We start from the raw sequence: 19,811 nt of genomic DNA, 5'->3' as shown, positions 1-19,811 counted from the left end.
CCGATGGCTCGGCATGTGTGTTGGAGCCGGCTGTCCCGAGTTCGTTCGGTGCAATCTGAGGTATGTCGCTAATCAGGTAAAAATACCATGTTTTTCAACTATCTCTGATGGCTCTCACTCCCTCTCCCCTTTTGGGAGAGGGCCGGGGAGAGGGGGTGAACCGGGCGCCGCGCGGGTGCAGGCCCCCTCTCCCCAACCCTCTCCCGCGAGGGGAGAGGGGGTAATCCCGGCGCCGCTGCTGGTGGATAGGCTGATGTCCGCATCTGAGATATGTACCCAATCAGCCAAAAATACTCAAACTTCTGGTGGCTGCAGTGGCCGGAGCTTGCGTGTGCCCGTGCCACCCCAGCGCAGCGCATCTTCCCCGGGAATACCCAGCGGGTTGTTGGTCGGTTCGCTCAAAGGCGCCAGCAGGGCGTGCAGGTCGGCCTCGCTGAACTTGACGGCGCCCTCGGCATCGTGGCCCAGCACGCCCTGGGCCAGCGCGGCCTTGCGGGCCTGCAGCTCCAGCATGCGTTCTTCGATGCTGCCTTCCACCACCAGCTTGTAGACAAACACGGGCTGGTCTTGCCCGATGCGGTGGGCGCGGGCGGTGGCCTGTTCTTCGGCGGCGGGGTTCCACCAGGGGTCGAGGTGGATCACGGTGTCGGCCGCGGTGAGGTTCAAGCCCAGACCACCGGCCTTTAGGCTGACGAGCAGGATTGGGGCGCTGGTGTCGTCCTGCGCCTGAAAACGTTTCACCACATCGCCGCGCTGGCGGGGCGGCGTCTGGCCTGTGAGCGTGAGGTAGGGCAGTGCCAGGGTGTCGAGCAACTCGGCTGCCAGGCCCAGCATTTCGGTGAACTGCGAGAACACCAGCACGCGGCGGCCTTCGGCGACAAGCGCGGGCAGCATGTCGGCCAGCAGTTCGAGCTTGGCGCGCTCCATGGTTTGCGCGGTCCTTTTTGCCGCCGGGCCGCCCCAAGGCAAAAAAGCGTCCCCCTCGGGGGGCAGCGACCCGCGCAGCGGCGGAGCGTGGGGGCCTTGTTTTATGCCTTTGACCAATCTAGGGTCGCAACAGACCTGGCGCAGTTTCAGCAACGCATCCAGGATGGTGATCTGCGCGCCGTCAAAGCTCTGGCGTTCCAGTGCGCGGCGTACCTGCTTGTCGGCCGTAGTGCGCACGGCCTCGTACAGCTCGCGCTGTTTGCCCTGCAGCTGCACGCGCTGGATCACCTCGGTGCGCGGCGGCAGTTCGGTGGCCACGTCCTGCTTGCGGCGGCGCAGGATGAAGGGGCGCACGCGCTGCGACAGCAGCTGCGCGCGCAAGGTTTCACCGTTCTCTTCGATGGGCTTGCGCCAGCGGGCGTTGAAGCTGCGCACATCGCCCAGAAAGCCGGGCATCAAAAAGTCGAACTGCGCCCACAGCTCGCCCAGGTGGTTCTCCAGCGGCGTGCCGGTCAGGCACAGCAGGTGCGGGGCCTGCAGCTTGCGCAGGGCGCGGGCGCTGCGGCTGCCCGCGTTTTTCACCATCTGCGCTTCGTCCAGGATCAGCAGGTGGAATGGCTGTGCGGCCAGCGCGTCCACGTCGCGCCAGAGCAGTGGGTAGGTGGTCAGCACCAGGTCGTGGTCGGCAATCTGCTGATAGCGCTGGCCCCGGTCGGGCCCGTGCAGCGCCAGCACGCGCAGGCCCGGCGCCATGCGCGCGGCCTCGGCTTGCCAGTTGAAGAGCAGCGAGGTGGGCAGTACGACGAGCGCAGGGCGCGTCAGGCGCCCGGCCTCCTTTTCGGCCAGCACGTGGGCGAGTGCTTGTGCGGTTTTACCCAGGCCCATGTCGTCGGCAAGGATGCCGCCAAGGCCCTGGGCGCGCAGGTACTGCAGCCATGCCAGGCCTTCGAGCTGGTAGGGGCGCAGCTGCAGCTGCAGGCCCTGCGGTGCAGCCACCGGTTGGGGCGTGCCGATGGTGCGCAGGCGCAGGGCGAGCTGGTTCAGCCCTGCGTCGCCTTGCAGTTGCCAGTCGTTGTTCCAGCCATTGACCGTGCCCACCCGGTGCGCCTGCACCAGCCCGGCGCGCAGGGCCTCGATGCGGCGGGCCTCCCAGGCGCCCAGGTGCAGCGGGTCGCCGTCCTTGCGCTGGTTGCGGGTGGGGTCGGTCAGCAGGTCGACCATGGCCCCCACGATGGCTTTGAGCGGGCCAGCGGGTGCGTCGATGCGTTTGCCGCCGGGTGCGCGCAGCGAAATGATGGCGATGTCGTCAATGGCGGCCATCTGCCGGGCGTTGAGCCAGCGCGCGTCGCGGCGTAGCAGGTCGGCCAGCATGGGGGCCAGGTCCAGCGTTTCGCCGTCGATTTCGATCCCCAGGCTGAGTAGCCAGGCGCCTTCGCGCTCGGGCAGTTGCAGCTTTTGGACGGGCCGTTCTTTGGGGCCGAGCGGCCCATCCACCTCTTTGCCCAGCAACTCCCCGGTGTCGGGGGCAATCAGCAGTTTCCAGCGCAGCACGGGAACGCTTTCATGCCCAAAACCGGGTTGCACGACCACGCTCCAGCCTTTGGCCTGCAGGCGCGGCACCTGTTCTGCCCAGAAGTCTCCGAAGAACGCCTCTTGCGCCAGCGTCCACAGCGGGCCCAGGCCGGCGGCCGCATCGCGGTTGCGCCATTGCAGCGAACGCGCGTCCACGGGCAGCAGGCCCAGGTCCCACACCAGGTCCATGGCGTCAGACTCGGCGGCCACGTCGCGCTGCATGCGCACCACGGGGCCACCGGTGTCGTACAGGTCTTGCAGCGGGGCGGGGCGCGAGTTGAGGATGGAGGTGGGTGCGGGCGTCTGCCAGGCGATGGCGCCCGGCGCGGTGTCATCGGTGCGGTAGGTCCAGTCGATCTGTGCCAGCGTCACGCTGTCGCCGCGTGGGCCCATCTTGCCCTGGGGCTTGAGGCCCAGCAGGCCATCGCCCCGGCCCAGTGTCATCAGCGTGATGCGCGGGCGAAAGTGCCCGGTGGTGATGCCGGGTGGCGGTGCAGGACGGCCGACCTGGTGTGGTGGGCTTGCTGCGCCACCGGTCTCCGCATCGCCACGCATCAGCGCCATCACGCGTGCGGCCTCGGCGTCTGTCAGGGGGGCCAGCGCCTGCAGGCGGGACGCATCTGCGCGGGTGCGCAGGGCCTGCACCCATGCGGCGATGAGCGCTGCCCGGTCGGACCGGGGCGGTTGTGGTTCTGCAGGGCGGCTACCGGGTGCGGGCATAGGCCGCAGATTGTGCCGTGGTGCCACAGCCTGCCGGACACCCGCCGCGCTGGGGTGCGGGTCATCCACCAGCCATGGCCGATGACGCAGCGCCGGCGCCTACCCGCCCAATACCTTCGCAAACAGTTCATTGCGAAAGTGAATGCCCATGCGTGCAAAAGCGCGGTTGCGGTAGGTCTTGACGGTGGGCACACCCAGTCCCAGGTCACTGGCAATGCCTTCGTGGGTCATGCCCTGCAGCACGCGGGTGCACACGTCGAGTTCACGGTCCGTCAGGCCCTGCTGCAGGCGCAGCAGCCTTTCGCGCAAGGCGGGCAGGCCGTGGGGCAGGGTGGACAAGGCAGGCAGCGCGGCATGGTCAGTGTCGTCGGCGCCCATGTCGTGCACCAGGGGCGACATGGCAGGTGGCATGCTCTGCACCTTGGGGTGCGCCAGCGTGATGTGCTTGCGCGCCAAGGCCAGTAACACGGGAGCGATCGACTCAAAACCGCTGATGTGGGCGTCTCTGAAGGGTTGCTGGTGCTGGTGGCGGTAGAAGTTGACGGCAAAAACCGAGCCATCGCTCTCATAGTCCACCACCGAGACGCGCTCGGCCACGCCGTGGGCGTCATACACACGGGCACGGTGCTCGCCTTCGACCTCCTTGGCGGTTACGTGGCACAGGCGGGTGAGGGGCTCGATTGGCGCGTCATCAAACGCGCGGCCCCAGGTGCGGTCCTTGCGGTACGGGCCCGACAGGTACGCCCACCAGCAGTCCTGCGTGGTGTCGGGCACACCCAGGCTGGCCGACATGAACAGAGTGGGTTTACAGCGCTGGCCCGTGCGGTACACGGACCACGACGCGGCGGGCAATACGGGTGCCAGGTCTTGCAGCAGGCCGGGCACAAAGCCAGGGTCGCCCAGCCGCTGCACCATGCCCGCCAATGCGTGGCCCACCGTGCCCGTGGCGGCGAGTCGGCCCGTGGCCGGTGGCGGGGCGGGGTGCCATTGCCTCATGGGTGGCGCTGGCCAGACGAGCGGCCAAGTGGGTGGATGTACGGGGTCATTGCGTTGTCATCCTCTGGGATGACAGGGGGTTGGCGCAACCGGATTTACGCTAGCTTTATAACTAATTTGTGGTGTGCTGCTGCCCATGTCCGACCTGTTGCCCCTGTCCGAACCGCGCCTTCAATTCTTTGCCGACCTGCGTGTGCAGGTGGGCGTGCCGCAGGAGGTGGGCCAGACCGCGCATGGCCTGCGGCGGCTGATTCCCATCACCGGTGGCACCGCCACGGGCAACGGCTGGACTGCGCGGGTGCTGCCTGGCGGCGCTGATTTTCAGCTCATCGTGAACGACCGGCTGTCGGAGCTGGACGCGCGCTATGTGCTCGAAACCGATGGCGGCGACTTTATCTATGTGCAGAACCGGGCGGTTCGCTCGGGCCCGCCAGAGCTGATCGCCCGGCTGGTGCGTGGCGAGCCGGTGGATCCGGCGCAAATTTACTTTCGTTGCAGCCCGAGTTTTGAGACGGCGTCGCCCGCCCTGGGCTGGATTGCAGAGCGCATGTTTGTGGGCTCGGGCGCCCGCTATCCGGACTCGGTGGCCATGCGGTTCTTTGAACTGGCCTGAAGCGAGCGCGTTTTCCCTTTTTTCGATTCCCTCACAAAACCAAATGGAGACAACCATGAAGACCTTCACCAAGCAAACCTCTAACGCACCACGCGGCACGGGACGCCGCGCCCTGCTGGCGGCCGCCATCACTGTCGGGCTGGCTGCACCCTGGGCGGGCGCACAGGCGCAGGCTGCAGGAGCCGCCGCCGCTTACCCCGCCAAGCCGGTGCGCATGATCGTGGGGTTTCCGGCCGGGACCGGGCCGGACATCGTGGCGCGGCTGCTGGCACAGAAGCTGTCAGAGGGCTGGGGCAATGTGGGCGTGATCGTGGACAACAAACCCGGCGCGGGTGGGCTGATTGCCGCTGGGGAGGCGGCACGTGCCGCGCCCGATGGGTACACCATCATGCTGGGCGAAACGGGCCAGCTCAGCATTGCGCCCAGCAGCTACAACAAGCTGCCCTATGACCCCGCCAAGGACTTCGTGGCGGTAAGCCAGGTGGTCACATCCGACTTTGTGTTGTTGGTCAACCCGCAGAAGGTCCCCTCGCGCAATGTGAAGGAGTTTGTGGACTGGACGAAGCAGCAAAAGGGCTTGTTCCTGGCCACGTTTGGTGCGGGCACGCCCGGCCACTTCGGGGCGTTCATGTTTGGGGATGCCGTCAAGCTCAAGCCCGAACCCGTGCACTACAAGAACACGGCGGACGCGCTGGGCGGCTTGTTCAGCGGCGATGTGCAGGGCGTGTTTGCCAGCGTGGGCCTGGCCGCCCCCAACGTGAAGGCGGGCAAGCTGGTTGCACTGGGCACCACAGGGGCCACGCGGACATCGACCCTGCCGGACGTGCCCACCATCAAGGAACAAGGCTATGCCAACCTGGAGTTCTCGTCCTGGTTTGGCATCGTGGCCCCGGCCAAGACACCGCCGGACATCGTGGCGCGCCTGAACGCCGACATCGTCAAGGCCGTGCAGTCGCCAGAAGGCCGCGCCAAGATGGAAGAAGCGGGCTTTCGCGTGACGGGCACCAGCCAGCAGGACTTCGCCCGCATCATTGCAGCCGACACAGTGACCTGGGGCAAGGCCGTGGCAGCCACGGGGTTCAAGGCGGACTGATAGCCCGCGCGAGGTCATGCATGGCCCAATGCAAAGAAGGGGACTTGGCAGGCAATTTTCGTTTCGACAAGGCAACACCGCCGCGTAAGACAGATTCGCCAGTTGTCGTTGAGGGCCCCTAGCGGTACTTATCATCGTCACGGCCGCAAGGCACCCCACCCCCTTGATGAAAGAGCAGTGCGGACCGTGAAGACCACCAACAACGACTATCCAACCGAGGCGAATGCGCGCAAGGGGGTGCCCGCATGCCGTGGCTGAAGCTCCTGCACATCACCGCCGTGATCGTGTGGTGCGGGACCCTTCTGTACCTGCCCACACTCATTGCATCGGCGACGGGGCCGCAGCGCGCGCCGGTGTTTGGCCAATCGCCGCATCAGCAGGTGCTTCGCGGCCTGTTCACGCTGGTTGTCACGCCCGCTGCATTGGTGGCCATTGTGTCGGGCACCGCCATTTTTGTGTTTATGGGCCCGCTGACGTTGTGGCTGGTTGCCAAGCTTGCGGTGGTGGGCTTGCTGGTGCTGGCCCACGCCACCTGCGGTCTGCTGGTGCTGCGCGCTGAGCGGGGCGAAACGCGCCTGGCCGGGCTTTGCGCTGCGGTGACAGCCTTGTGCATTGCTGCCATGGCAGCGGTGGCCTGGCTGGTGTTGAGAAAGCCGTTCTGATGCAAGGCCCGCAAAACAGCCTGCCCGTGAGCCATCCCGGGCATGGGCGATGGTTGCTATTCGCTGGTGTCGACGCCCACGGCATGCTCGTACACCAGCCGGCCACCCAGGTAAGCGGCCAGCGCAATGAAACCCGCAGTGAGCAACGACATGCCCAAGCCCCACGGCATGATGAGCGCGCCGGGTTCTCCCAGCCGCAGCATCCAGTTGAGGGTGGCCAGCGACAGCATCATCACGGCAATGATGGCGTGGCCCCAGGCGGTGATCAGGCGGCGTATGCGACCCACGGTCAGCAGGTCCACCAGGCCCGCCATGCTGGCGCCCCAGCCGCCCAGCGCGCCCACCCCGGCCAGCCACACACCGGCACGTGCCCAGAACGGGTCGCCGGTGTAGACAAAAGCGCCGTCGGCACCCACCAGTCCGATGAGGGCCGCCACCGGGAAGTGAATCATCATCGGGTGCAAAGGGTGGCCTGCAATGGCCGCGCGGCTCAGGATGGGCTCGGGTGTCGAATTCATGCGGTCATTCTGCCTTGGCTGGCAGCGCTGGCCGTATCCGGCTGCAAAGGCCCGCAGTCCACGCTGGATCCAGCGGGTCCCTCTGCGGCTGCCATCGCCGCCGTGTGGTGGTGGATGCTGGTGGTGGCGGTGCCAGTGCTGGGGGGCGTGGTGGTGGCCTGGCTGCTGGCCATGCGCCGTGGTCGCAGCCTTGCGACAACGCCAAGCGCTGCGTTAGAGGTGTCTGATGACGTGGCTACCCCACCCGCCGAGCGGCGGTGGCTGGTGTGGGGTGGGCTGGTGCTGCCCAGTGTGAGCATTGCGGCATTGGTGTGGCTGGGTTCACCGGCGGGTTTGCACCAGCTGCCCTTGCCTGGGCGGGACACCCATGCCTCTGCGCCGATGGAGATCGAGGCCATCGGCCACCAGTGGTGGTGGGAGCTGCACTACCCAGCCAGTGGCATCACACTGCGCAACGAGATGCGCATCCCCGCCGGTCGCCCGGTGGATGTGCTGACGGGCAGTGCCGATGTGATTCACTCGTTCTGGGTGCCACGGCTTGGCGGCAAGCTGGATGCGGTGCCAGGACGGACCTTTCGCGTGCGGCTGCAGGCCGACGAGCCGGGCATTTACCGTGGCCAGTGCGCCGAGTTTTGTGGCCGTGACCATGCCCACATGACCATGACGGTGGTGGCCATGGAACCGGCTGAGTTCGACGCATGGCTGGCATCCGCCTCCGCATCTGCGCCGGAAGCGCCAACAAAAACAACCACGCCCGGCCCTGCGCCTGCTGCACAACAAGGCGTCTCGCAATGACCTCCAAGACCATTCCAGTCATCGCGGCTCCCGACACGACGGCGGTGGAACACGCGCCTTCTGCCGACGCCCAGGCCTTGCACGCGGAGTTCGAGGCGGTATGGGGCAACCCCAAGGGCTGGCGCGCGCTGAGCATCGTCAACCACAGCAGCATTGCATTGCGGTTCTTGCTCACGGGGGGCGTGTTCTTTCTGCTGGCCGGTCTGCTGGGCATGCTGCTGCGCGCGCAGCTGGCGCGGCCGGGGCAGACCTTCATGGGTGCGGATGCCTACAACCAAGCATTCACCATGCACGGCACCATGATGATGTTCCTGTTTGCCGTGCCGATCCTGCAGGGGCTGGCGGCCTACCTGCTGCCCAAGATGCTGGGCGCGCGTGACCTGGTCTTTCCGCGGCTGTCAGCGTTTGGCTACTGGTGCTACCTGTTTGGTGGAATCATCTTTACGAGCAGCCTGCTGTTTGGCCTGGCGCCAGATGCGGGCTGGTTCATGTACACACCGCTGTCGAGCAATGCCTATTCGCCCGGCATCAACTCCGACTTCTGGCTGCTGGGGGTCACCTTTGTCGAGATCTCGACCATGGCTGCGGGCATCGAGATCGCGGTGTCCATCTTGCGCACGCGCGCAGCAGGTATGGCGCTGCACCAGATGCCGATCTTCGCGTGGGTGATGCTGGTCACGTCGATGATGATCATCACGGGGTTTCCGCCGCTCATCCTTGGCTCGATATTGCTGGAGCTGGAGCGCGCGGCCGGATGGGCTTTTTTTGACCCCACCCGCGGTGGCGATGCGGTGCTGTGGCAGCACCTGTTCTGGCTGTTTGGCCACCCTGAGGTGTACATCATCTTTTTGCCCGCCGCCGGTGTCGTGTCCACCATCATTCCCGTCTTTGCGCGCCGTCCTCTGGTGGGCTACCGCTGGGTGGTGATCTCGCTGGTCAGCATTGGGTTCATCAGCTTTGGACTGTGGGTGCACCACATGTTTGCCGTGGGCATACCCGCCATGGCGCTGGCGTTTTTCTCGCTGGCCAGCATGCTGGTGGCCATACCGACGGGTGTTCAGGTGTTTGCGTGGATCGCCACGCTCTGGACCGGGCGGCCGGTGTGGTCGGTGCCCATGCTGTGGGTGGGTGGCTTCCTGTTCATCTTTGTGGCGGGCGGACTCACTGGCGTGATGCTGGCGTTTGTGCCGTTTGACTGGCAGGTGCACGACACCCATTTTGTGGTGGCGCATTTTCACTACGTGCTGATCGGCGGCATGCTGTTTCCGCTGGTCGCCGGGGTGTATTACTGGTTGCCTCATTTCAGCGGGCGCATGCCGTTTGAGCGCTTGTCCAAGGTGGGCTTCTGGCTGAGCTTCATCGGTTTCAACGGCACCTTTCTCGTCATGCACTGGACGGGGCTGATGGGGATGCCGCGCCGCGTGTACACCTATGAGCCTGGGATGGGCTGGGACCTTCCCAACCTCATCTCGTCCATCTTCAGCTTTGTGATGGCGTTTGGCGTGGCCACGGTCATTCTGGACGTGGCGCTGCACTTCCGGCTGGGTCGCCGCGCGCCGCTCAACCCCTGGGGTGCGGACACGCTGGAATGGGCCACAGGCACGCCGCCACGGTCGTACAACTTTGCCAGCCAGCCGCCGCTGTCCACCCGCCACCCGCTGTGGGACCACCCCGAACTGCCGCACACCATTGCCGAGGGGCAGCATGCGCTGCCGACGGCTCGCCACGGGCGCCGCGAGACACTGGGCAGCGACCCCGTCACGGGCCGCCCCCGCGAGGTGATCCATCTGCCCGGCAACTCGTGGTGGCCGTTGGCAGCGGGGTTGTTGCTGGCGGTGCTCTGCATCTTTCTGCTGCTCAAGGTGTATGCGGGGGCCATCATCGTGGCGCTTGCGGCCGTGGCAGTGCTGCTGCGCTGGTCGTGGGAGAACGGAGCGCACCCCAAGGCTGCTGCGGGTGAAGCCCATGATCTGCCCGACGGGCTCAAGCTGCATTCGCGCACGTTTGACGGGCCGGGTTTGTGGGGCATGGGCCTTACCCTGCTGGCCGACGCGGCGCTGTTCACTTCGCTGCTGTTTGGCTGGCTGTACCTGTGGACGGTGGCACCGCACTGGCAACCCCCGGAGCAGTCGCCGCTGGGTGTGTGGCCGCTGGCCGCCGTGGCCGGGGTTTTGGCTGTGGGTCTGCTTTGCATACAGCGGGCCGTGAATGGTCTGAGGGCCGCGCGAAGCGAGGGGTTGGCGCTGCAGCTGTTGGTGGCTGCGGCTTGTGGCGCATTGGGCTGTGCAGGGCTGATCATGCTGCTGGTGCTGGCCCCGCTACAGCCCAGCCAGCTCGCACACGATGCGGTGCTGACATTTACGCTGTATTACCTGCTGCTGCACGCTGCGCTTGCCACGGTGTTGACGGTTTTGCAGGCTTGGCGCGTGCAGCGCGGCTATGTCGGGTTGCATGCACCCTACGAGCCCGCGGTGGTTGCTCTGTGGTGGCGTTTTACCGCCGGCGCCGCAGCGGTTGCCTGGCTGGTGATGGCGCTGATGCCGCTGGCCTTCAGAGCGGGCGTGTGATGAGCACCTTCAGGCACCCGCCCGGCCACCCCATTCAATTGATCACTGGACTGACGCTGTGGTTTGTGTGGCTGTGCCTGGTCTATGGCGGTGCGGCAGTCGCCTGTGCGGTGGCGCCTCCGCCGCCGCAGGCGGGGCCATGGAACTGGGTCAACGGCACGCTGCTGCTGGTGTCGGCGGTGTTTGCTTTGGGCTTTGCCGTAGCCGCCTGGCGTTCGGTGCGCTTTTTCAAAGCGTTGCCGGGCAATGAGCCCACGGCGACACGCCGCCGGTTTTTTGCGTCGGCGGCGGCTGTGCTTCATGGTGTGGCGGCGGTGTCTACCGTGGTGGTGGCCTTGCCCTTGGTGGTGTTGGCCCCATGCGGGTAGCACTGAGGCTTGCGGCAAGCACGCTGGTTCTGGCCGCAGGGCCAGCGGCGGCGCATGGAAATGTCTTTACGGGCGAGGGCGCGCACGCGCCCATCTGGGCATCGCAAGCCGTGTTTGTTGCCGCCTGGTTTGGCTACATGCTGGGCGCGATACGGCGCAGGCCCGAGCCGCAGCGCAGGGCGCTTTTTCATGGCGCCATGATGGTGGCAGGGCTCGCGCTGTTTGGGCCGTTTGACGACATGGCGGGCAGCAGTACCGCATGGCATATGACACAGCACATGCTGCTGATCGTGGTGGTGGCGCCGCTGGCGGTGCTGGCGCGGCCTTTGCCGCAATGGCGTGCGTTCGCAGGCAGGGCGGTGGACACCGTGTGGCGCGGCGTTCAAAGGGTGACACGCAGACCCATGGCCTGTGCGCTGCTCCACGCGGCCGCGATCTGGATCTGGCATGCACCCCAGCCCTACATGGCCGCTGTGATGTTCAACGGCTGGCATGTGCTGGAACACGCCAGTTTTCTGTTTACCGCCTGGCTCTTTTGGTGGTCGGTGTTGCGCCCTGGCACGGCAGGGGCGTTGCAAGCCACGTTGGCGCTACTTTTTACCGTGATGCACACCGGCCTACTCGGGGCGCTGCTGACTTTTGCGCCCGTGGTGCTGTACGCAGGCGAATCCCGCGAGCTGTGGGATCAGCAGCTGGCGGGGTTGGTGATGTGGATTCCCGGTGGCGCGGTGTACTTGCTGGCCGCCGTGTGGGTAGGTTACCAATGGCTCAAAGGCAATGAAACGGCGAGCCAACGGCAAATACGCCCTACCTGAAGCCTAACCTATCGGGAGGTGCTTACTACTTCATCGAGCGTGATTTGACAGCAGGAGGCGCTATCTGCGCCGTCTGGCAGATGCGTACGCAGTCGCGAATGTGCTGTGTGCCCAGGTACCGCAAGATGGTGTACCCCAGTGCTGCGGACACTGCCTGGCCCGCCAGCGGCACGTATTTGGCAACCTGCTTGGTCGTTAGCCGCACCCCCACGGTTCGGGCCAGTCTCAACACCATCTCGCGCGTGACCAGCTTGCCGATCAGCACCGAACCCACCAAACCGATCGCTTTTTGCACCTGCTCGTGGGCGCGAGGGTCCAGCGCGTCGATCTGCGCTGGCGACAAGCCAAACTGTTCACTGATCTGCGGCAAAAGGCGCGATAGCAGTGCAGCGTCTACCGCCCAATCAAGCCCGGGCACGGGGACAGCACTGGCCGCCGCAGCGACCAAGGCACGCCGGTGGAGCAAACGATGGCTTCGCTTAATGGCCGCTTCGAGGCGGGGATCAACGGTTGAGGTGGATTTGGGCATAGGTCCGAGGGAAGAGTTAAACCACACGAATTGATTTACGTGCCGTGCCGATTGCCTTTGACCAGACTGAAAAGCACCAGCAACACCACCGCGCCTGTGATGGACGCAATCCAGCCTGCAGCGTCTCCTTGCTGATACCAGCCCATGGCCACGCCCACATAGCTCGCAAGAAATGACCCCGCCACACCCAACAGCGCAGTCATGATCCATCCCAGTTTGTCGTCGCCTGGTTTGACGGCACGAGCGATGAGCCCGACCACCAGACCGATCAATAACGTTCCGAGCAATGACAGCATGTTGTTCCTTTTTCTTTGTGGATGACGATGTAGTCACTTTACGGAAGGGTCGGTCATGCCCCTGTCAGACAAATCCCTTAGCAGGCGTCCCACGAGGGGGGGCGATCAACGCCCCAAGGGCCGGTCGTAAAGGCATTGCTCAAACCGGTGGGACTCCAGGTTCAGCCCGGACACCTGGTAGCGAGAAGGGGCGCATAAGTACCTGTTTGCGGGCAGCGCGGAAAAAGCGGGCCCGGTCAGCAGAATTTCGCCTGCCACGGCGATGTCTTCGCCCAATTTGCAGGCGCAGTTCATTTCGGCGCCGAACAGGTCTTCGTTGGAGATGACCAGGGTGGGGCCATAACCAATGCCTGCGCTCACCAGCAAAGCACGCTCTGGGGGCAGCACTGCATTCATGGCGTCCAGCGCGCGCAGTGTGTCCAGGGCCGCATCCAAAGCCTGTTCGGCGGTGCTGAAGACGGCGAATAGGTTGTCGGCCTCCTGCTTGATGACTTCGCCGCCATTGCCCGCAATGGCGGGGCGCGCGGCCTGTTCCATCTGATGGATCATGGCCAGAAAGTGGATGATGCCGTGGCTCTGGGTGATGCGCGAAAAGCCGCACATGTCCAACACCAGGATGGCCACGTCGCGCACAAACGCCTGTGCAATCAATCCATCCACCTGCGCCGCGCTCTCTGGGTTTTGAATGCGCTGCGACAGTAGATGGCGCAAAAACACTTTGTTGTGGGCCATGGAGGACGTGGCGCCATGGGCCGACGGCGTGGGCATGAATTCGGGTGCGTGCATGGCGGTCGGGTGTGGGTGCTGTCCGACATCCTAGCGCGGCAGGTGCTGGCGAGATAGGGCCCGGGCGTGGGGCAAGATTGTCACCACTTTGATCGGTTGCAGCGCCCTTTGCCCGATGTGGCTTTCCGCAGCACCTTCCAAGAAAGGCACCCCATGACCCCATATCGTTTGAACCGTTCGTCCGTGATTATTGCGGCCGCGTTGACCTTGAGTGGCCTGCTGGTCGTGCCAGGCGCTGCATGGGCACAAAGCGAAGAGGCCTCGTTGCAACGGGGTTCAGTGCCCGACGTGACCCCGCAGCAGCGCTATCAGTCTGCCATTCGCGAAGCGGGTGGTGGCCTCAAGGTGAGCTTGGAAGAATGCCGCGCAATGATGGCTGCGGAGCGCAAATCGTGTGATTCGCAGGCCCGTTCGCGCTATCAGGCCGACATGGCAGCGGCCAAAGCCATGCTGCGTGATCCGTCAGCGGGGCCGGTCAACGTCGTGGGTGGGCCGATCCGCAGCACCGAGACGGTGTACGAGATCAAAAAATAAGCGCTACAGCGAAATGGCTGTCACAGCTCTGGACGACCTTCAGCCTACTGCTTGGCCTTGGCTGTGTCTTCGCCTGCTGACGTCGCCACACGCCGCGCGCCGTTGAAGCGGCGAGCCCAGTAGGCCACTCCCATGTCTTCCACACGGACCTGGGCGCCGCTGCGGGGGGCGTGAATGAATTTGCCATCGCCTACGTAGATACCCACGTGGCTGAAGTTGCGGCGCATGGTGTTGAAAAACACCAAGTCGCCGGGCTGCAGTTCTTTTTTGTCGATGACCTGGGTGGCAGCAGCCTGCTGGTCGGCGCGCCGTGGGAGCAAAAGGCCCACGGTCTGCTCGTAAATGGCGCGTACAAAACCGCTGCAGTCAAAACCTGTTTCCGCACTGTTGCCGCCGCGCTTGTAATGCACGCCCAAAAAACCCATGGCGTTGAGTACCAGGTTGGACGTGTGGTCTGCCACGACGTGCGCCTTGTCAGCCACCCGGTGGCTCACATCCTCCAGCCGCGTCAACAGGCCTTTGTCAGCGATGAATTGATCGAAATCGTCAGGACTCGCCGCTTGGGGCGCAGCCTGGGCGGTGGTGGCGCAAGCCAGCAAGAGGATACATAACCATCGGGACATGGGGGCGAAGGGTAACACGCTACGCTTGAAGGTCAAAAAATGCATGGTTACGAGCTGTTGATTGGCTTTATCTAAATCAAGAGATGCATCATCACACTCCGTTCGCAGGCGGCCAGCTAGCGTCTTGCGAGCTGTGTCAGATGGGGGCTGGATGGCTCGGCGCCGAATTCAATCTCGCCTCTTTCTCAAGGAACGCTTCTTCATGAAAATGATGGCAAATTGGCCTCTATCGCTTATTGGAAAAGCGCAGGCAGCTATTATTTTTGCAGCGTTTGGTAGTTGCGCAAGTCTTGCCCAAACACCTGCGCCTGCGGTGGCGCTGGTTCCCGTGGCCACTGGCCTTTCTAACCCCTGGGCGGTTGCGTTTTTGCCGGATGGCCAGTTTCTGGTCACCGAGCGCCCCGGCCGCATGCGCGTGGTCAGCGCCAGTGGCCAAGTTGGACCCGCGCTGACAGGAATGCCCGCGGTGGCGACAGGCGGGCAGGGCGGTTTGCTGGACGTGGTGACGGATACGGACTTTGCCCGCAACCGCCGCATCTTCTTTTGCTTTTCTGAACCGGCTTCGGCAGGCAGCAGTGGTGGTGGCAACAGCACGGCGCTGGCGCGGGCGACTTTGTCAGCGGATGCGCGCAGCTTGCAGGACGTGCAGGTCATCTTCAGCCAGCGCCCCAAGGTGGCAAGCGCACTGCATTTCGGATGCCGGATCGTGCAGGCCGGGGACGGCAACCTGTTTCTGACCCTGGGTGACCGCTACCACCGCAAGGACGATGCGCAAAAGCTGGACAACCACCACGGCAAGATCATCCGCATTTCCGCCGACGGTGCCTCACTACCAGACAACCCGTTCGCCAAACAACCCGGCGCCTTGCCCGAGATCTGGAGCTATGGCCACCGCAACCCCCAAGGCGCCACCCTTGCACCCGACGGCAAGCTGTGGATGCATGAACACGGCCCGCAGGGCGGCGACGAGGTCAACCAACCCCAGCCGGGCCGCAACTACGGCTGGCCGGTGATCACCTACGGCGAGAACTATGGCGGCGGCAAGCTGGGCGAAGGCACGGCCAAGGCGGGCATGGAGCAGCCTGTGCACTACTGGGTGCCATCCATTGCGCCGTCGGGCATGGCGTTTTTGACCAGCACACGCTACGGCGCGGCGTGGCAAGGCAGCCTGTTTGTGGGTTCGCTCAAATTTGGCACGCTGCACCGGCTGGAATTGCAAGGCGGCAAGGTACAGCGCGAGGAAAAACTGCTGCAAGGCAGCGGCGAGCGCATTCGTGACGTGCGCCAGGGACCCGATGGCTTGCTCTATATGGTGACCGACAGCCCACAGGGACGATTGCTGCGCCTGCAGCCGAGCTAAGGGTCAGTCCGTGACCAAGGGCGCTGCATTCTTGACGCAGGTCATGGAGGCTTCAAGATCTGCCCGGCAAACGCCATGACTCGGGGAGCACCCGAGGTGTTGGTGTGCACTTTGGGGTTAGGCTGGCGCGATGCACGCTGAGCCTTCCTTCTCACCCGAACCTGCTGTCCCCATGCCTGTCACTGCGGCGGACCCGCTGCCCCGCTCTCAACTGGCCCTGCGCCGCGTAGCCATTGACACCTGGCGCGAAAACGTGGCCTACCTGCACCGCGACTGCGCCGTGTACCGGGCCGAGGGCTTTCAGGCCCTGTCCAAGATCGAAGTGCGCGCCAATGGCCGCCGCATCCTGGCCACGGTGAACGTGGTGGACGACCCCGCCATCGTGGGATGCCACGAACTGGGCCTGTCGGAAGACGCGTTTGCCCAGCTGGGCGTGGACAACGGACACACCGTGTCGGTGGCGCAGGCCGAGCCGCCCGAGTCCATGGGCGCGCTGTTTCGCAAGATCGCCAGCGAGCGGCTGACGCGCGAGGACTTTGGTGCCATCGTGCGTGACATTGCCAACCACCGCTATTCCAAGATCGAACTCACCGCCTTTGTGGTGGCCTGCCACCAGAGCGAGCTGGACCGCGAGGAGGTGTTCTTCCTGACCGATGCCATGGTGGCCAGCGGCAGGCGGCTGGACTGGCACGAGCCGCTGGTGGTCGATAAGCACTGCATAGGCGGCATCCCGGGCAACCGCACCACCATGCTGGTCGTGCCCATCGTGGCCGCACACGGCATGCTGTGCCCCAAAACCTCTTCGCGCGCCATCACATCCCCAGCAGGCACGGCCGACACCATGGAGGTGCTGGCCAAGGTGGAGCTACCGTTTGAACAACTGGCCGACATCGTGCGTGACTACCGGGGCTGCCTGGCCTGGGGCGGCACGGCCAATCTGTCGCCCGCTGACGATGTGCTGATCTCGGTGGAGCGACCGCTGTCCATCGACTCGCCCGGTCAGATGGTGGCGTCCATCCTGTCCAAAAAGGTGGCGGCAGGCGCCACGCACCTGGTGCTCGACATTCCCATCGGCCCCACCGCCAAGGTGCGGTCCATGCCCGAGGCGCAGCGCCTGCGCCGCCTGTTTGAATATGTGGCGCGGCGCATGGGCCTGTCGCTGGACGTGGTCATCACCGACGGCCGCCAACCCGTGGGCAATGGTGTGGGCCCGGTGCTGGAGGCGCGCGATGTGATGCGCGTGCTGCAAAACGACCCGCGTGCGCCCGACGATCTGCGGCAAAAGTCGCTGCGCCTGGCCGGGCGCCTCATTGAGTGCGACCCCGATGTGCGCGGCGGAGACGGCTATGCCATTGCGCGCGACATCCTGGACTCGGGCCGGGCCCTGGCGCGCATGAACGCCATCATCGCTGCCCAGGGCAGCACAGGGTTTGACCACCACCACCCGGCCCTCGGTGCGCTGACGCTGGACGTGGTGGCGCCCGCCAGCGGCGTGGTCGCTGGCATCGACAACTACCAGATCGCCCGCGTGGCCCGCATGGCAGGAGCCCCCAAAGTGCCGGGCGCCGGGGTGGATTTGATGCACAAGCTGGGCGACACCGTGGCTGCCGGGGACTTGCTGTACCGCGTGCACGCCAGCTACCCGGCCGACCTGGAGTTTGCGCGCCACGCGTGCGAGCGAGACAGCGGCTATCGCCTGGGCACCGCCGACGAAGTGCCACGCGTGTTTGTGGAGTTCTGACCATGGCCCTGCCTGAAGCCGCCTGTTTGCTTTATTTCGACGACGAAGCCGCGCCTGCCATGCGCCTGGCGCAGGCTGCTGGCTTGACTGCAATGCTCATCGAGCGCCACCGCTTCCCCGACGGTGAACTCAAGCTGCGCCTTCCGGTCGATGCCTCTGGTCGTTTGCCACATCGCGCCGTGCTGCTGCGCAGCCTGCACCAGCCCAACGAAAAGCTGGTGGAGCTGCTGCTGGCCGCCCGAACGGCCCGCAGCCTGGGCGTGCAGCACCTCACGCTGGTGGCGCCGTACCTGGCCTATATGCGGCAGGACATCGCCTTCCACCCTGGCGAGGCCGTGAGCCAGCAGGTGGTGGGCGGGTTCCTGGCGGGCCTGTTCGACGCCTTGATCACGGTGGACCCGCACCTGCACCGCATTGATCGGCTGGAGCAGGCGATCCCCGTGCCGCAGGCGGTGGTGCTCAGCGGTGCCGAGCCGTTAGCCGACCTGATTGCGGAGCAGCGCCCCAACGCTTTGCTGGTAGGGCCCGACGGCGAATCCGCGCAATGGATCGCCCAGGCGGCCGTCCGCCACGGTTTTGACTACGCCGTCTGCACCAAGGTGCGCCATGGTGACCGCGATGTGGCCATCGAACTACCCCCACTCAACGCGCAGGGCCGGGCCGTGGTGCTGCTGGACGATATGGCCAGCACCGGCCGCACGCTGGCGCTGGCGGTGCGATTGCTGTTGCAGGCGGGCGCCGCATCGGTGGACGTGGCCGTAACCCATGCGCTGTTTGCGGGCGATGCGCTGCAGGCGCTGCACGACGCGGGCGTGGGGGAGGTGTGGAGCACCGACTGCATTCCGCACCCCAGCAACGCGGTGGCCATGGCGGGGCCGCTGGCGGCGGCGGTGCAGTCTTTGCTTGTTGTCTGAAAGATCCCTGGCACAGGGCTGCGACAATGCGCCACTCTTTGAAAGCGCTGCCGCCCCGGTCGGCGGCCCCACCAACAAACCACCCATCTCACCATGCTGCTTGACGCCACCGAATCCCAACTCGTCCTGGTCGATTACCAGGAGCGCCTGATGCCGGCCATCTTTGAAGGCCCCGCTGTGCTGGCCAACGCCCGTCGCCTGGCCGAGATCGCCCGCATCCTGGACGTGCCCGTGTGGGGCACCGAGCAAAACCCCTCGCGCCTGGGTGCGAACGACCCCGCGCTGCGCGCACTGTGCCAGAAAACCCTGGCCAAGATGCACTTCAGTGCGGCTGAAGAAGGCCTGGGCGAGTGGCTGCGCCCACCGGCCAAGCCACAGCAGGGCGGCAATGCCCGCAGCTTGCCCAAACACCTGCAAAAACCCGCAGCGGCGCAGGCCGACGAGCGCGGCACCATCGTGATTGCCGGGTGCGAAGCGCACGTCTGCCTCTTGCAAACCGCGCTCGATTTGCTGGAAGACGAGTTCGAAGTGTGGGTGGTGACCGATGCCTGCGGCTCGCGCACCGAACGCAACCGCGACGCCGCCTTTGACCGCCTGGCCGGCGCGGGTGCTGAGCTGGTGACGACCGAGATGGTGGCGTTTGAATGGCTGGGCAGCTGCGAGCACCCGGCGTTCAAGGATGTGCTCGGGTTGATCAAGTAACCTGTTTTTGAGTCTTTTTGGCCTCTAGCGCTTATCCATCAAGCGCTAGTAGCTATCAAAATAGTATTTTTCTTTAGGCGCCACCAAGGGCGCTGATTGCGCCCATTCGCCCATGACCCCTGTATTGATTGGCCTGGTTCTGATCGTGGTGTTGCTGGTCATCAATGTCCAGGCCACCCTCCAGATCGTGCGCAGCCGTGAGCAAGGCTTTCGCAAGGTGATGCTGACGGGCGGCGTATGGGTGCTGCCGTTCCTGGGTGCGTGGCTGGTAAAGACCCACCTGCAGGCCGCAGCCGTTGCAGCGCCCGGAGAATCTGGTGCAGAGGAGTCCGAGCCAGCCCCTGAATACCTTGAGGTGCCAGGCGCTCCGAGTTTTGACGTACGGGCGCATCTGCAAAACCCGCACGACCTGCCGCAGCTGGACTGGCCCGCGCTGGACGCCTGGGCCCATGGCACGGGCGACCGCGCGCCAGAGGCCGTGGCCGACGGCCTGAACCAGGGCCGCCGCGCCTGGCTGCTGCACCTGCGCGATGCGCTGGGCACACATATGCACCTGCACGAAGGGGCGGATTGCTTCATCCTGTCGCCGCTGGAACCGTCGGTGGCGCGCGCCACCGCGCGCTATGTGACCACCACGCGCCAGCGCATCGACCGGCGGCTGGCGGGCCGGGCGCATTTCC

General features: G+C 65.2%; 20 protein-coding genes. 13 read left to right on the top strand and 7 right to left on the bottom strand.

What is annotated here, in order from left to right; genetic code table 11:
- Positions 1-294: 294 nt before the first annotated feature.
- Both ACK4OE_RS21095 and ACK4OE_RS21090 read right to left on the bottom strand, forming a co-directional pair.
- Positions 295-3,219 (bottom strand): SNF2-related protein, encoded by a 2,925-nt coding sequence (locus tag ACK4OE_RS21095; protein ID WP_409887777.1) that lies wholly within the window; start codon positions 3,217-3,219, stop codon positions 295-297.
- 99 nt (positions 3,220-3,318) lie between these two features.
- A complete protein-coding gene (locus ACK4OE_RS21090) occupies positions 3,319-4,215 on the bottom strand; it encodes a helix-turn-helix transcriptional regulator (protein ID WP_409887775.1) in 897 nt (298 codons plus the stop codon).
- Positions 4,216-4,351: 136 nt separating this feature from the next.
- Here ACK4OE_RS21090 and ACK4OE_RS21085 point away from each other — a divergent pair, with 136 nt between their 5' ends.
- The 3 genes from ACK4OE_RS21085 to ACK4OE_RS21075 all read left to right on the top strand — a co-directional run bounded on the left by ACK4OE_RS21085 (position 4,352) and on the right by ACK4OE_RS21075 (position 6,583).
- The gene (locus tag ACK4OE_RS21085) at positions 4,352-4,828 is read left to right on the top strand and encodes a DUF3237 domain-containing protein (protein WP_409887773.1); all 477 of its coding nucleotides are present in this window, start codon (positions 4,352-4,354) and stop codon (positions 4,826-4,828) included.
- 55 nt (positions 4,829-4,883) lie between these two features.
- Positions 4,884-5,921 (top strand): Bug family tripartite tricarboxylate transporter substrate binding protein, encoded by a 1,038-nt coding sequence (locus ACK4OE_RS21080; protein ID WP_409887771.1) that lies wholly within the window; start codon positions 4,884-4,886, stop codon positions 5,919-5,921.
- Between the two features lie 245 nt (positions 5,922-6,166).
- Positions 6,167-6,583, top strand: coding sequence for a CopD family protein (locus ACK4OE_RS21075; protein WP_409887769.1), 417 nt, complete (start codon positions 6,167-6,169; stop codon positions 6,581-6,583).
- A 56-nt stretch (positions 6,584-6,639) separates the two neighbouring features.
- Here ACK4OE_RS21075 and ACK4OE_RS21070 read toward each other — a convergent pair whose 3' ends face one another.
- Positions 6,640-7,101 (bottom strand): DUF2231 domain-containing protein, encoded by a 462-nt coding sequence (locus tag ACK4OE_RS21070; protein WP_409887767.1) that lies wholly within the window; start codon positions 7,099-7,101, stop codon positions 6,640-6,642.
- On the opposite strand from ACK4OE_RS21070, the gene coxB reads away from it, so the two are divergent.
- Genes coxB through ACK4OE_RS21050 form a run of 4 tightly spaced genes read left to right on the top strand, consistent with a single transcriptional unit; the run spans position 7,027 to position 11,646 of the window.
- Positions 7,027-7,896: a cytochrome c oxidase subunit II gene (gene coxB / locus ACK4OE_RS21065; RefSeq protein ID WP_409887766.1), complete on the top strand. Its 870-nt coding sequence runs from the start codon at positions 7,027-7,029 to the stop codon at positions 7,894-7,896. The genes ACK4OE_RS21070 and coxB overlap by 75 nt on opposite strands.
- Positions 7,893-10,463 carry a cytochrome c oxidase subunit I gene (ctaD, locus tag ACK4OE_RS21060; protein ID WP_409887764.1) on the top strand — a complete coding sequence of 857 codons (2,571 nt, stop codon included), beginning with the start codon at positions 7,893-7,895 and terminating at the stop codon, positions 10,461-10,463. The genes coxB and ctaD overlap by 4 nt, the downstream gene beginning before the upstream one ends.
- Positions 10,463-10,831: a hypothetical protein gene (locus ACK4OE_RS21055; protein WP_409887762.1), complete on the top strand. Its 369-nt coding sequence runs from the start codon at positions 10,463-10,465 to the stop codon at positions 10,829-10,831. Before ctaD ends, ACK4OE_RS21055 begins: the two co-directional genes overlap by 1 nt.
- The gene (locus tag ACK4OE_RS21050; RefSeq protein ID WP_409887760.1) at positions 10,822-11,646 is read left to right on the top strand and encodes a cytochrome c oxidase assembly protein; all 825 of its coding nucleotides are present in this window, start codon (positions 10,822-10,824) and stop codon (positions 11,644-11,646) included. Before ACK4OE_RS21055 ends, ACK4OE_RS21050 begins: the two co-directional genes overlap by 10 nt.
- A gap of 25 nt (positions 11,647-11,671) precedes the next feature.
- Here ACK4OE_RS21050 and ACK4OE_RS21045 read toward each other — a convergent pair whose 3' ends face one another.
- From ACK4OE_RS21045 to ACK4OE_RS21035, 3 genes are all read right to left on the bottom strand, one after another.
- Positions 11,672-12,175 carry a hypothetical protein gene (locus ACK4OE_RS21045; RefSeq protein WP_409887758.1) on the bottom strand — a complete coding sequence of 168 codons (504 nt, stop codon included), beginning with the start codon at positions 12,173-12,175 and terminating at the stop codon, positions 11,672-11,674.
- Between the two features lie 35 nt (positions 12,176-12,210).
- Positions 12,211-12,471, bottom strand: a complete 261-nt coding sequence (locus tag ACK4OE_RS21040; RefSeq protein WP_409887756.1) for a GlsB/YeaQ/YmgE family stress response membrane protein — start codon at positions 12,469-12,471, stop codon at positions 12,211-12,213.
- Between the two features lie 105 nt (positions 12,472-12,576).
- Positions 12,577-13,257, bottom strand: a complete 681-nt coding sequence (locus ACK4OE_RS21035; protein WP_409887754.1) for an adenylate/guanylate cyclase domain-containing protein — start codon at positions 13,255-13,257, stop codon at positions 12,577-12,579.
- Positions 13,258-13,410: 153 nt separating this feature from the next.
- Between ACK4OE_RS21035 and ACK4OE_RS21030 the strand changes: the two genes are divergently transcribed.
- Positions 13,411-13,791: a hypothetical protein gene (locus tag ACK4OE_RS21030; protein WP_409887752.1), complete on the top strand. Its 381-nt coding sequence runs from the start codon at positions 13,411-13,413 to the stop codon at positions 13,789-13,791.
- A gap of 44 nt (positions 13,792-13,835) precedes the next feature.
- Here ACK4OE_RS21030 and ACK4OE_RS21025 read toward each other — a convergent pair whose 3' ends face one another.
- Positions 13,836-14,414 carry a C40 family peptidase gene (locus ACK4OE_RS21025; RefSeq protein ID WP_409887750.1) on the bottom strand — a complete coding sequence of 193 codons (579 nt, stop codon included), beginning with the start codon at positions 14,412-14,414 and terminating at the stop codon, positions 13,836-13,838.
- A 202-nt stretch (positions 14,415-14,616) separates the two neighbouring features.
- Between ACK4OE_RS21025 and ACK4OE_RS21020 the strand changes: the two genes are divergently transcribed.
- The 5 genes from ACK4OE_RS21020 to ACK4OE_RS21000 form a co-directional block, all read left to right on the top strand.
- Positions 14,617-15,774 carry a PQQ-dependent sugar dehydrogenase gene (locus tag ACK4OE_RS21020; protein WP_409887748.1) on the top strand — a complete coding sequence of 386 codons (1,158 nt, stop codon included), beginning with the start codon at positions 14,617-14,619 and terminating at the stop codon, positions 15,772-15,774.
- A 172-nt stretch (positions 15,775-15,946) separates the two neighbouring features.
- A complete protein-coding gene (locus ACK4OE_RS21015; RefSeq protein ID WP_409887746.1) occupies positions 15,947-17,515 on the top strand; it encodes a thymidine phosphorylase family protein in 1,569 nt (522 codons plus the stop codon).
- Between the two features lie 2 nt (positions 17,516-17,517).
- On the top strand, positions 17,518-18,429 hold the full coding sequence (locus ACK4OE_RS21010; RefSeq protein WP_409887744.1) for a ribose-phosphate pyrophosphokinase: 912 nt from the start codon (positions 17,518-17,520) through the stop codon (positions 18,427-18,429).
- 93 nt (positions 18,430-18,522) lie between these two features.
- On the top strand, positions 18,523-19,131 hold the full coding sequence (locus ACK4OE_RS21005) for an isochorismatase family protein (protein WP_409887742.1): 609 nt from the start codon (positions 18,523-18,525) through the stop codon (positions 19,129-19,131).
- Between the two features lie 112 nt (positions 19,132-19,243).
- A partial coding sequence (locus ACK4OE_RS21000; protein ID WP_409887740.1) for a hypothetical protein occupies positions 19,244-19,811 on the top strand: 568 nt, incomplete at its 3' end.

The sequence above is a fragment of the Acidovorax sp. genome (genome assembly GCF_046314175.1).
Classification (GTDB): Bacteria; Pseudomonadota; Gammaproteobacteria; order Burkholderiales; family Burkholderiaceae_C; genus Acidovorax.
Note: the sequence above shows the minus strand (reverse complement) of the source record. Positions and strands in the feature narration are given on the sequence as shown.